This window comes from Pseudoalteromonas sp. Angola-4, assembly GCF_028599265.1.
Classification (GTDB): Bacteria; Pseudomonadota; Gammaproteobacteria; order Enterobacterales; family Alteromonadaceae; genus Pseudoalteromonas; species Pseudoalteromonas atlantica.
The window spans coordinates 1-11607 of the sequence record NZ_JAQREK010000034.1; the positions used below are offsets into that span (position 1 = coordinate 1).

The window sequence follows — 11607 nt, forward strand, 5'->3', positions numbered from 1 at the left end:
GGGAGCCGGATTTAAAACGACTACCTTTGCTGGCTAATGAAGAGCTGAGACCGACAAGCTTTTCTTTAACTAACATTTTACAGTAACCTCAAACCCCTAAAGGAAATTGGTTGCGGGAGCCGGATTTGAACCGACGACCTTCGGGTTATGAGCCCGACGAGCTACCAGGCTGCTCCATCCCGCGCCTGTATATTTTAAGTCTATCGACTACTTAATTTAATCTCTTAAGTTAGAGTTTACAGTAACCAAACTTTTTAAAAAATTGGTTGCGGGAGCCGGATTTGAACCGACGACCTTCGGGTTATGAGCCCGACGAGCTACCAGGCTGCTCCATCCCGCGCCTGTAATTACTTTGAAATAGTTTCGTGTTAATAACGAGCCTGTTTCGAAGAGAGCGCTATAATATAGGAATAAACTTATATTGCAAGGCTTTAACTAGTTAATTGTGTTCAACCGAACAAAAAGCAATCAACAAGCACTATAAATAGCTATCTCTGATGTGGGCTTATCATTTTTTGAAACTCCCAATCTGGGTGTCCCATTACAATAAAGTCAGGATTTTCAGTGCTCTCACGCTGGTTATAAGTAAGCGGATTAAACTCTGCATCGGTTATACACCCACCCGCTTCTTCTACAATAACTTGTGACGCGCCGGTATCCCACTCGCCTGTAGGACCAATTCGTAAAAAGCAGTCGGCTTTGCCCTCGGCAACTATACATGCTTTTAGCGAGCACGAGCCTACTGCAATAGTGGCAAACTGCGTATTTAAATACTGACTGACCGCTTCAATTTTTTGTCTACGGCTTACTGCCAACGTTAGGTTATCGGGTGTTGCTACCGACATTTTTGTGTCGCTACCATTTTCTCGTTTAAATGCCCCCTGATTAGCAGTAGCAAAGTAAGTGATCCCTTTTGCTGGCCAATGAATCACACCTAAAACGGGGTGATTATTTTCAATAAGTGCAATATTAACGGCAAAGTCACCACTTTCTAAAATAAACTCGCCAGTGCCATCCATCGGATCTAATAGCCAATAGCGCTGCCAGTTCTTTCTTTGGGCAAGTGCCGGAATAGGCGTTTCTTCCGACATGATAGGGATGTCGGGCGCAAGCGCTTTTAAACCAGCAACAAGCACATCGTTAGACGCTAAGTCTGCTTTTGTAACAGGCGTAGAGTCTGATTTTTCTTGCTGGCCAATATCGTCTTTTTTATAAATAGCCATAATGGCATCGCCTGCACTTTGTGCAAGTTCAATACAAGGCTCTAGTAATTTATTCATTTGCAGCTCCAGACGCTAAATACTTATTTAATAATAGCAAAGCGGCAACACTGCGAGCTTCGGTAAAATCGTCTTGCTCTAATAATGACTGCCAATCTGTTAATGGCCACTTAACAACCACTAAAGGTTCGGGCTCATCACCTTCTAACGTTTGCGGATATAGTTGCTTAGCAAATAAAATATGCATGGTCGCGTTAAAGTAACTTGGCGCCATTGATACTACTTTTAGCGGCTCAAAAAATTCAGCACCAAAACCCACTTCTTCTTTAAGCTCTCTGTTTGCAGCTTGCTGTGGTGTTTCGCCGGGGTCTATCAAGCCTTTAGGAAAGCCTAATTGGTAGTCGTTTGTGCCCGCGCAATATTCACGTACCAGTAGCATTTCGTTATCTGCAGTTATTGGTACAATCATTACAGCCCCGCGGCCACCGCCACGTATGCGCTCATACTGGCGCTCTTCGTCATTAGAAAACTTAAGCTCTAACGATTCAACAGTAAATAAACGGCTTTTAGCAACTACATTGTTACTAATAATTTGAGGCGGAGTTGGGTGCTTTTTCTGTGTCATTGGCGTTATTTTGCTATCATGGCAGTTGTGCTTAATCATAAACTTTTCACAAGGAAAAGCCCATGCTAAATTGGTCAAAAATCGATACCGTTTTACTCGATATGGACGGAACATTACTCGATTTACATTTCGATAGTCACTTTTGGCTTAACGTTGTACCAGAGCAACTTGCGCTCACTCGTAATATTACCCTTGATGAAGCAAAAGCCGATATGCACAAACGCTATCAAGCGGTAAGTGGTCAAATACAGTGGTATTGCTTAGATTATTGGCAAGAGCAACTCAATTTACCAATAATGGAATTAAAACGCCAAACCCAGCACTTAATAAAAGTACGCGAAGATGTGCCCCACTTTTTAACTGAGTTAAAAAAAGCAGGTAAAGAGCTAATTCTTTTAACTAACGCCCACCCAGAAAACGTCATGCTTAAATTTGAACATACCGCGATAGATAATTATTTAGATGGCGTGGTGTCTACTCATCAATACGGAGTGAGTAAAGAGCAGCAAAGTTTATGGCATCAAGTACAAAAAGACTTAGGGTTTAATAAGCAGCGCACTTTGTTTGTTGATGATAGTGTGCCTGTTTTAAATGCTGCCCGAGAATACGGCATTGAACATTTACTTGCGGTGGCCAACCCAGATAGCCAGCAACCACATAATGTAATAGCCGATTACTTAAACGTAACCGACTACAGAAACATAATCTAGCAGCTAGATTATTGTTGCGGGTAACGCGCCACTAGGCCTTGATATACTAACTTTGCAAAGTCGGCATGTTCGGTATCAAGGCTTTTAACGACTTCGACTAAATGCTCGTTATCTTCTTGGCCATTCCATACTTTGATGTAGCTGCCATCTTTGTAGCCATGATCTTGGCGGAAAAAGTTTAACGTGTTTTTACCTACGTAACCGCGGTATAAATCGTCAATATCCATCCCTATTTGCGCCATACACCCTGCAAACGCGGCCGCGTTAAAGGTTTTATTTGCAACTGCTGAAGCTGCTAATATTTCAAGAGTTTGTTTAAAGTCATCTGCGGCCTGTGGTGCGCTAAGTTCTTGTTCTAGCTGCTTAGCTAACTCTTCGTAAGAGGTTGTTCCGTCAATTCTTAACGACAAACCAAAATGAAATATATCAACCAATTCTAGAATGACTTGCTCGGTGTCTGGGGTTTGTTTTTTCCACCACTTCCAACCGTAATGATCTAGCATCTCTGCACACTCTACCCAAATGGCTCTGTACCACTCAAAGCCTTGGCTAAACCATTGATCATGAACTTTAGTGTTCATGGCATTTTGCATTTCTAGCATTACTACTAGCTTATTTAAGTTGGCTGACATATCGTTTCCACTTGAGCTTTTAAATTACGCTTATGATACAGGCAAATAATAAAAAGTGCATTTTTGATCTATTATAAACAGCACATAAAAACAGGGCAGGAAATAATGATGAGTAAAGTGTTACTACACACCTTGGCGACTATTGTAATGGCTGCTTTTTTAGTAGCGAATGCGCAAGCAAGTACAGAAGGAATTGCTGCAGCCCCCGAGCAAGTATCACCATTATTACCGGGCTTAAGCGTGCCTAATATAACGCTCAAAGATCAACATGGTAATAATGTAGAGTTACAAAAGCGCTTTGCTGAAAAAACAACGGTGCTTATTATTTACCGCGGAGGTTGGTGTCCTTATTGCTCAAAGCAACTGGCTAATATACAAGAAATTGAGCAGCAACTCGCTAATTTAAACGCGCAAATTAGTGCAGTATCGCCAGATAGCCCAGAAAAACTAGCCCAAAGTAAAATAAGCTCGCCAAATTATTTACTGCTTTCAGATGATAGCCTAACCCTAGCAAAAGCCTTAGGTTTAGCTTATTTTTTAGATGATAAAACAGCCGCTATCTATCGCAATAAGCGCGGTGTTAACTTTGTTGATGCCCAAGGCAAGGTAAACGTCGCTTTACCTGTACCGGCTGTATTTGTAATTGATAAAAGTAGCGTTGTGTATTTTCAGTACGCAAACCCTAATTACAAAGTACGTTTAACAGAGGCGCTATTATTAGCTGGCGTTAAATCAATAGAAAATCAATAATCTGTAGTTATACCAATCGACTTAAATATTTAATCATTCTAGGGTGCTAAATAGAGCGCTATAAATGTCTAATAACTTAACACCATTGATATTACAAAAAAAGGCCAACTAGGTTGGCCTTTTAAACGCTTAACGCGAGCCACTAAACTCAGCCCATGACTCTATTAAATCTATAAAATCTTCAAAGCCACAACCATTCACTAGGCCACTTTCTTCAAGCATTAAGTCATCATCTTGATAGGCGACTAAATCTTCGCTGTCTTGGTGTAGGGCATGGGCTTCAAATAAGGCTTCGTCTTTAGAGAGTATTAAGTCTATCTCTTGGCCTTTTAACGTTATTGGCTCGTAACTTGTTTTTACCGAGCTAATAAGTGCTTGTACCATCTCGACTTTTTCTTTGCCAATTTCTTCGTTTAACCAACGGCCAATTAGGGCATGCTCGCTGCTTATTTTAATGCGCAGCCCACTAATAGGGTCACGTATAAATTGATATTCCATAATTTTTACTTTTAAAACGCTAATGCGCTAATTATACCCATAAATAGCCTTAAACACCGACCCTAAAACGCAAAATAGCGCCAATGGGCGCTATTAAATAGGTGACATAAAAGCTAACTTCGCGATCTAAAACGTGCAGCATCTATAATCGACCATAAATAAATAATAGGTACGAGTACGAAGCCTACTAATACATAAATAAGTGCGTAACTAATTATAATAGCTAGCGCAAAAAAGATAGCGGCTAAAATTCGCCCTTGTACCAATTGCCCTAAACCAGGAAAAAATATATTACACAACGCTGCAATAACATTACCGCCAGAACCTTGATCAGCCATACTCACCTCTGTAGTTAATTAATTTTAAGTTTTAGTTATTTACTTACTATCACACTTTATGCCAATTTATTAAAGCTTAAAAATCAAATAGTTAAATTACTACTAAATAACTGCTTTAGTATTTTTTACTAAATATAGGTCAATTTGATTATTTTTATTATTAATTATCGTTACTTAAGAGTACAAAAAAGCGACTAAGCGATTAGTTTTACAAGTATTTTTAGAATAGCTGTTCATAAAAACAGTATTTTATTTAGCCTAACAAAAACACCTGTTATACTGCCCTCATTATTGATTGAAAAGGCGTAACGATGGACGTTTCTGAATTACTCGATGGCTTAAATGACAAACAACGCGATGCCGTTGCAGCCCCACTACAAAACATGCTGGTATTAGCAGGTGCTGGTTCGGGTAAAACACGTGTTTTAGTTCATCGTATCGCGTGGTTAATGCAGGTTGAGCAAGCATCAGCCTATAGTATTTTTGCAGTTACTTTTACCAATAAAGCCGCTAAAGAAATGCGCACCCGTGTTGAAGAAACCCTAAAAGCCCCTGTCGGTGGTATGTGGATTGGTACTTTCCATGGTTTATCACACCGTATTTTGCGCGCTCATCACCGTGAAGCAAACCTGCCAGAAGCCTTTCAAATTTTAGACTCTGACGATCAACTAAGAATGATCAAGCGCTTATTAAAATCAATGAATATTGATGACAAAAAGTGGCCCGCCAAACAATTTGGCTGGTACATCAGTGCTAAAAAAGATGAAGCCCTGCGTCCTAAAGATATTCAAGCCTACGATATAAACGAGCAAATGATGCTACGTGTATATGCCGCCTATCAAGAGGCGTGTGACCGTGCAGGTTTAGTCGATTTTGCAGAAATACTGCTACGTAGCTACGAAGTACTTAAAAATAACCCTACGCTACTTCGCCATTACCAGCAGCGCTTTGCCCACATGCTGGTAGACGAGTTCCAAGATACCAATACCATTCAATACGCATGGTTAAAGCTACTTGCTGGTGATACACAAAGCATTATGATTGTAGGCGACGATGACCAAAGTATTTACGGTTGGCGCGGCGCTAAAATAGAAAACATTAAACGCTTTTTAACTGATTTTGACGCCGAAACTATTCGTCTTGAGCAAAACTACCGCTCAACCGCAACCATCCTAAAAGCATCTAATGCGCTAATTAAAAACAATTCAGAGCGCATGGGTAAAAGCCTTTGGACCGATGGTAACGAAGGCGAGCCTATATCAATTTATGCCGCCTTTAACGAGCTAGACGAAGCCCGCTTTGTAAGCAGCAAGCTACGCAGCTGGTTAAATGCTGGTAATGCGTTGCAAGACGCCGCTATTTTATACCGTAGTAACGCGCAATCTCGTGTACTCGAGGAAGCCATGCTTCAAGAAGGCTTAAAATACCGTATTTACGGTGGTATGCGATTCTTCGAACGTCAAGAAATTAAAGATGCGCTATCGTACTTACGATTAGTAGGAAACCGCCAAGACGACGCCGCATTTGAGCGTGTAATTAACACCCCTGCGCGCGGTATTGGCGATAAAACACTTAGCCATATACGCGACTGTGCGCGTGCTGAGTCTCTGCCTCTTTGGTACGCAGCTAAAGCAATTGTTGAACAACAACATTTATCGGGTCGTGCGGCAAGCGCTGTTACAAAATTTGTAGAGTTGGTAGAGCACATAGAAGATAAAATTAGCGACCTTACACTGCAAGAGCAAGCCAAATACACTATCCAAACCTCTGGCCTTATGGCCATGTATCAAGCTGAAAAAGGCGAAAAAGGCCGAGCTCGCGTAGAAAACTTAGAAGAGCTTATCAGTGCCTGCGATCAGTATGAACTCCCCGAAGAAGAAGAGTTTAGCTCACCATTACAAGGCTTTTTAGCTTATACATCGCTTGAGTCTGGTGAAGGCCAAGCCGATGAACACGAAGACGCTGTGCAAATGATGACTCTTCACTCTGCTAAGGGCTTAGAGTTTCCACTTGTGTTTATGGTAGGCGTTGAAGAAGGCATGTTCCCATCGCAGCAAAGTAATGAAGAGTCAGGGCGCTTAGAAGAAGAACGCCGCCTTTGTTACGTAGGTATGACCCGTGCCATGGACAAACTTTACATAAGCCATGCCGAAAGCCGTCGTTTATACGGCCAAGAAAAATACCATAGCCCATCGCGATTTTTACGTGAAATACCCGAAGATTGCGTAGAAGAAATTCGTATTAAAACACAGGTATCACGACCGCCTGCAGCAGGACGTTTTAGTGCATCAGTAAGCCATGCTGTATTTGAAGAAAGTGGTTTTAACTTAGGCCAACGTGTACTGCACGCTAAATTTGGTATTGGCACTGTGCTTAATTACGAAGGCAGCGGCGCGCAATCGCGTGTACAGGTTAACTTTGACGACCTTGGCAGCAAATGGCTAGTAACCGCATATGCACGACTTCAAGCTGTATAAGCACTGTGTTGAGCAATTAACGCAGCAACTAACTGGCGCAAAGCATCGTCAGTTAGTGCTTATTACAGGCCAGCCTACTTGGTGCTATGAGCTATTAAGCGCGTTAACCCGTTCGGATGATGTAAAGTTACTTTCAAGCAGCCTTGCCAATGCAAGTTGGCCTGAGCATACTCATCAACTACTTGGGCAAGAGTTTCCTCATGCCGTTTATGATGGCTTTAGTGGCATTTACCCCGATAAACTCGCTGCATTAGCCGGCACCGTAAAAGCCGGCGGGCTTTTATTTTTATTACTGCCTGATTTACAACGTTTAGCGTCATGGCAAGACCCTGCGCTGCAAAGCGTGCAGTCTTATGGGTGTAGTAATCAGCAAAGCTATTTTAATTTACGTTTTTCTCGCCTTTTACAAACGCTACCTGCCATACACTTTGATGAACACACTGTCTTTAAACAGTCGCCGCTCAAAAGCAATGTAACAAATAAAACTGAGTATCAGGCGCAGCAACAGTGCGTTGAGCAAATAATTAAGGTGGCCACAGGGCGTGCGAACAGGCCTTTAATTATTAATGCCGACAGAGGGCGAGGAAAATCAGCCGCGCTAGGTCTTGCAGCCGCGGCATTACATGATAAAAAAATCATTGTATGCGCAACACAATTTAGAGCCACCCATAGCTGTTTTAAGCATTTAGCTAAAAGCTTACAGGTGGAATACAAGGCTCAGCAAAAACATTTAGCTAATTTACAATACATGGCGCCCGATGCACTGCTTAATCAGTTGCCGCCATGTGATTTATTACTGGTTGATGAAGCCGCCGCAATACCTGTCCCACTACTGTTAGCCATGTTAAAGCACTACCCGCGTATAGTCTTTGCAAGCACCTTGGTAGGCTACGAGGGTAATGGCCGAGGCTATACCATTCGCTTTACGCAACATATTAAAGCAAATTACAAAGCGGCAAAAATTGTAAACTTAGAAGAGCCTTTACGTTTTGCCAAGGGCGACCCTCTTGAGCAACATGTACGCACACTCTTTGCTTTAGATGCACAATATAACGAATACCCACCCGCTTTAAATAGCATTGAGCACGTTGAAGTCACTCAACAGCAACTCGTTGACAATGAGCCTTTACTGCAGCAAATAGTTGCGTTGCTAGCACTTGCCCATTACCAGAGCAGTGTTAACGATTTACGCCAATTACTGGATGCCCCAGCGCAAAGGCTGTTTATTAGTAGATGCGACATGCATGTTGTGGGTGTGTGTTTAATAGCAGTTGAAGGCGGTATGGATGCAGAGCTAGCTAAGCAAGTAATCAGTGGTGAGCGCCGCCCACAAGGGCATTTAATGGCGCAATCGCTCGCGCAATTAAGCGCACAGCCAAGCTATTTAACAAAACAAAGCGCACGCGTTATTCGTATAGCTGTTGCACCTAACCTGCACCAACAAGGCGAAGGTAAAGCATTGCTAGCGCATTGCCAACATCAGCTAACCCCCACCTGTAGTTATATAGGTGCAAGTTTTGGGGCTACAGCAGGGCTTTTACGTTTTTGGCAATCTCAGGGCTTTAGTGCTGTAAAGCTAGGTTATCAGCGAGATAAAAGCACGGGTGAGCACTCAGCCCTCGTTATTAAAGCATTAAACACATCCACGCAGGGCTTACATACCTTAGCTCAGCAATTTAAAAGTGATTTGTTTTATGGTTTATTAACGCACTTTAGCCAACTCGACAGTGAGTTAGTCAGTGAGCTAATAAGTAAATTTATCGATGAATCTAGCGTGCCCAGCCCACCTATAAACACTGCAATTAGTACAATAAATCGCTTTAATACCGCGCCAAAACTATGGTATTTATTTAACCACTCCCCATCCAGCCTAATGGCAACTAAAAGTGAAGATCGCCACTTGCTGATACAAATGATATTACAAAACCACAGTAATGAGCAGCTAATCAAGCAACATTGCTTAAGTGGAAAAAAAGCATTAGAGCAACAATTTAAACTCGCAGTTAAGTCACTAATTAAAAAACCACACAACCTTTAAGCTATTTATCTATTTTGTTCTATCCTTAAAGCATTACAAGGCAATTAAAGATAAAGCTATGGAATTCATAAACTTTCAAGTGGGCTGTAAAACCATTTCACTTAAAATTCTCGATATTTTACTCACCGAGCGGTTTGATAATAACCTCACTACATTGCCAAATAACAATAAGAGCTTTATTGGTGTAAAAGACTACATGGAAACACCCACGCCGGTGTTCGACCTAGGTGTTATTTTAAATGGCAGCTCTACAGAGCAAAGTAATAAAAAAGCACTTAATGAGCTAAGAACCTGGCAAGCCTCGCTTAATGATTGGTTTAGCCAATTTGAAAAAAGCATCGCGCAACAGAGCCACGTAATAACAAACGATAAAACTCAGCTGCACAACATCGCCGTATTTTATAAAGAGTTTAAAACTGACAACAGTGACCTAAAAACTATCATAGAAAAACTTGATGAGCCTTTTCAAGCGCTAGTAACAGCTACAGATCGCGCAGTTAGTACTCATAACGAGCAAGACTATAAACAAGCCAGTAAATATTTAGCGAGTATAAAGCGCAACAGCTTTATGCAATTACAACGACTGTTTGATGCGGCAAAAGAGCAAATAACACTCGATTATAAACCTATTATTGTTTTTACTACTAAAGATGGGCTCAACCCGCATATCGGATTACTAGTAGATAAAGTAGAGGACAATATAGATTATAAAAAAGAAGACATTAAGCCACTCGATAAATTAACCGAAGTAGGCTTTGATATAGACCCGCAAACCAAAGGCATGATGCGAGGGCTAATAAAGTTAGCCGAAAAACACAGTGTTTTAATAGACCCTAGCGCAATATTTAGACCTGATCATTTAGCACAACAGGAAGACGAAGAAACACAAGCGTATGGTTTATTCTAAAAATAAAAAAGCCGAGAAGGCTCTCGGCTAATTAACTTATAGCAACACGTTATACAGTAGCTATAATATCTTCAACTGGTAAACGCGCTTTAGGTTTGCCAAAGTTCCAATCTTCTTCTTCAACTGGGTAACCCATTGCAAGTGCCACTTCACAAATATGACCATCAAGCTCTTCGCTAAACTTCTCACCGATTAACTCTGGGTCAACACCTTCCATAGGCGTAGATGCAATATTTAAACGTGCCAGTGTATGCATAATGTTACCCAGTGCTAGGTAAACTTGTGCTTTAGTCCAGCTGCCATTGTAGCCATTTTCATCCGTATTCATTTCAGCAAAAGCGTAGGCACCCATAAAGCTTTCACGCAGTTGCGCTGGTAAGTGACCAGAGCTCACTTCAACATCCACACGTTTAACAAACTTCTCTTTAGTAAACTTAGGATCGTAAGCTAATAACAGCGTATGCGACGCTTCTTTAGCGTGTAATTGATTAAACTGGTGCTTGTTAGCAAATGTATCGTGCAAACGCTGCTTAGCTTCATCACTTTCTACCAATACAAACTTCCAAGGTTGAGAGTTAATTGAAGAAGCAGACAAGCGAATAGCTTCTTTAATTACGTCAAGATCCGCCGATGAAATACGTTTGCTCGTATCGTATTTTTTAGCCGTGTAACGGTTATGTAAGTCTTTAATAATTTGATGAGACATGCTCTTCTCCCCTTTGGTAAGGTATGTAAATACAAGATGGAGCAAGTTTATAGGGTTTGCTATCAATTGATAATTAGCAAAATACCTAAAAGACTTTCTAAAAAAATTTGATAATAGATCAAGCTCATACCTTTTGGGGTAACAGTGTTATTGGTGCGGGATCTGTAGTAACTAAAAATGTAGAGGCGGATACTGTTGTTGCTGGTAATCCAACTCGTGAGATAAGAACAATATATTTACCATACAAAGGTGTACGGCGAACCTTATCCGCGGGTTTCGTGATACTAAACCCACGCTACGGAGGTCGTGGAGACTGTGTAAAGGCAGGTATTTCTCTTTTCTGCAGACGTAAAAAAGCCCGGCTCTTTCGAGTCGGGCTTTCTTGTATTTGAAGCCTGGCAATGTCGTCGTGCCCACAGCGGTAGAGAGTCACATAGCAAATGCACATTATCATTGAGCCGGGAGTCGCTACGCTCGCCCGACCTACATTCTAGAAATAGATAAGTGTGCATTAATTGTCCGTATTTCACTTGTCTGCAGACGTAAAAAAGCCCGGCTCTTTCGAGTCGGGCTTTCTTATATTTGGAGCCTGGCAATGTCCTACTTTCACATAGCAAATGCTACACTATCATCGGCGCTGTTTCGTTTCACTACTGAGTTCGGCATGGGGTCAGGTGGGTCCAAAACGCTATGGTTACCAAGCAAA

At 41.5% G+C, this 11607-nt stretch carries 11 protein-coding genes, 2 tRNA genes, 1 rRNA gene and 1 pseudogene; 6 read left to right on the forward strand and 9 right to left on the reverse strand.

Annotated features, from left to right (window positions below; all coding sequences use genetic code 11):
• Positions 1-107 precede the first annotated feature (107 nt).
• From PSH48_RS20450 to nudE, 4 genes are all read right to left on the reverse strand, one after another.
• Positions 108-184, reverse strand: a tRNA-Met gene (locus PSH48_RS20450).
• Positions 185-263: 79 nt separating this feature from the next.
• Positions 264-340, reverse strand: a tRNA-Met gene (locus PSH48_RS20455).
• A 148-nt stretch (positions 341-488) separates the two neighbouring features.
• Entirely contained in the window at positions 489-1280 is a 792-nt protein-coding gene (gene cysQ / locus PSH48_RS20460) for a 3'(2'),5'-bisphosphate nucleotidase CysQ (RefSeq protein WP_004588670.1), read from the reverse strand.
• Positions 1273-1845, reverse strand: a complete 573-nt coding sequence (gene nudE, locus PSH48_RS20465; protein ID WP_029772216.1) for an ADP compounds hydrolase NudE — start codon at positions 1843-1845, stop codon at positions 1273-1275. Before nudE ends, cysQ begins: the two co-directional genes overlap by 8 nt.
• Before the next feature lie 62 nt (positions 1846-1907).
• On the opposite strand from nudE, the gene yrfG reads away from it, so the two are divergent.
• Positions 1908-2555, forward strand: a complete 648-nt coding sequence (gene yrfG / locus PSH48_RS20470; protein WP_004588668.1) for a GMP/IMP nucleotidase — start codon at positions 1908-1910, stop codon at positions 2553-2555.
• An 8-nt stretch (positions 2556-2563) separates the two neighbouring features.
• On the opposite strand, the gene PSH48_RS20475 is transcribed toward yrfG, so the two are convergent.
• Complete coding sequence (locus PSH48_RS20475) at positions 2564-3187, reverse strand: dUTP diphosphatase (RefSeq protein ID WP_004588667.1); 624 nt, start codon at positions 3185-3187, stop codon at positions 2564-2566.
• Between the two features lie 105 nt (positions 3188-3292).
• On the opposite strand from PSH48_RS20475, the gene PSH48_RS20480 reads away from it, so the two are divergent.
• Positions 3293-3937: a peroxiredoxin-like family protein gene (locus PSH48_RS20480; protein WP_273612268.1), complete on the forward strand. Its 645-nt coding sequence runs from the start codon at positions 3293-3295 to the stop codon at positions 3935-3937.
• Positions 3938-4066: 129 nt separating this feature from the next.
• Here the strand turns inward: PSH48_RS20480 and PSH48_RS20485 are convergent, their stop codons facing one another.
• A complete protein-coding gene (locus tag PSH48_RS20485) occupies positions 4067-4435 on the reverse strand; it encodes a YacL family protein (protein WP_273612269.1) in 369 nt (122 codons plus the stop codon).
• Between the two features lie 113 nt (positions 4436-4548).
• Positions 4549-4773: a hypothetical protein gene (locus PSH48_RS20490; RefSeq protein WP_004588664.1), complete on the reverse strand. Its 225-nt coding sequence runs from the start codon at positions 4771-4773 to the stop codon at positions 4549-4551.
• Positions 4774-5084: 311 nt separating this feature from the next.
• Here PSH48_RS20490 and uvrD point away from each other — a divergent pair, with 311 nt between their 5' ends.
• The 3 genes from uvrD to PSH48_RS20505 are packed head-to-tail and all read left to right on the forward strand — an operon-like array spanning position 5085 to position 10195.
• Entirely contained in the window at positions 5085-7250 is a 2166-nt protein-coding gene (gene uvrD, locus PSH48_RS20495; protein WP_004588663.1) for a DNA helicase II, read from the forward strand.
• A complete protein-coding gene (locus tag PSH48_RS20500; RefSeq protein ID WP_273612270.1) occupies positions 7228-9288 on the forward strand; it encodes a GNAT family N-acetyltransferase in 2061 nt (686 codons plus the stop codon). The genes uvrD and PSH48_RS20500 overlap by 23 nt, the downstream gene beginning before the upstream one ends.
• Positions 9289-9346: 58 nt before the next feature.
• Positions 9347-10195, forward strand: a complete 849-nt coding sequence (locus PSH48_RS20505) for a chemotaxis protein (RefSeq protein ID WP_273612271.1) — start codon at positions 9347-9349, stop codon at positions 10193-10195.
• Positions 10196-10244: 49 nt separating this feature from the next.
• Here PSH48_RS20505 and PSH48_RS20510 read toward each other — a convergent pair whose 3' ends face one another.
• Positions 10245-10901: an NAD(P)H-dependent oxidoreductase gene (locus PSH48_RS20510; protein WP_024031966.1), complete on the reverse strand. Its 657-nt coding sequence runs from the start codon at positions 10899-10901 to the stop codon at positions 10245-10247.
• 140 nt (positions 10902-11041) lie between these two features.
• Between PSH48_RS20510 and PSH48_RS20515 the strand changes: the two are divergent.
• Positions 11042-11134, forward strand: a pseudogene (locus PSH48_RS20515) (sugar O-acetyltransferase); the annotation flags it as partial.
• A gap of 354 nt (positions 11135-11488) precedes the next feature.
• On the opposite strand, the gene rrf reads toward PSH48_RS20515, so the two are convergent.
• Positions 11489-11603: ribosomal RNA gene (gene rrf / locus PSH48_RS20520) — 5S ribosomal RNA — on the reverse strand.
• Between the last annotated feature and the right edge of the window lie 4 nt (positions 11604-11607).

What these genes read in the sequence shown, in the direction of transcription:
- cysQ (WP_004588670.1), bottom strand. Translation starts at nt 1,280, where the DNA reads ATGAATAAATTACTAGAGCCTTGTATTGAACTTGCACAAAGTGCAGGC.
- nudE (WP_029772216.1), bottom strand. Translation starts at nt 1,845, where the DNA reads ATGACACAGAAAAAGCACCCAACTCCGCCTCAAATTATTAGTAACAAT.
- yrfG (WP_004588668.1), top strand. Translation starts at nt 1,908, where the DNA reads ATGCTAAATTGGTCAAAAATCGATACCGTTTTACTCGATATGGACGGA.
- PSH48_RS20475 (WP_004588667.1), bottom strand. Translation starts at nt 3,187, where the DNA reads ATGTCAGCCAACTTAAATAAGCTAGTAGTAATGCTAGAAATGCAAAAT.
- PSH48_RS20480 (WP_273612268.1), top strand. Translation starts at nt 3,293, where the DNA reads ATGATGAGTAAAGTGTTACTACACACCTTGGCGACTATTGTAATGGCT.
- PSH48_RS20485 (WP_273612269.1), bottom strand. Translation starts at nt 4,435, where the DNA reads ATGGAATATCAATTTATACGTGACCCTATTAGTGGGCTGCGCATTAAA.
- PSH48_RS20490 (WP_004588664.1), bottom strand. Translation starts at nt 4,773, where the DNA reads ATGGCTGATCAAGGTTCTGGCGGTAATGTTATTGCAGCGTTGTGTAAT.
- uvrD (WP_004588663.1), top strand. Translation starts at nt 5,085, where the DNA reads ATGGACGTTTCTGAATTACTCGATGGCTTAAATGACAAACAACGCGAT.
- PSH48_RS20500 (WP_273612270.1), top strand. Translation starts at nt 7,228, where the DNA reads ATGCACGACTTCAAGCTGTATAAGCACTGTGTTGAGCAATTAACGCAG.
- PSH48_RS20505 (WP_273612271.1), top strand. Translation starts at nt 9,347, where the DNA reads ATGGAATTCATAAACTTTCAAGTGGGCTGTAAAACCATTTCACTTAAA.
- PSH48_RS20510 (WP_024031966.1), bottom strand. Translation starts at nt 10,901, where the DNA reads ATGTCTCATCAAATTATTAAAGACTTACATAACCGTTACACGGCTAAA.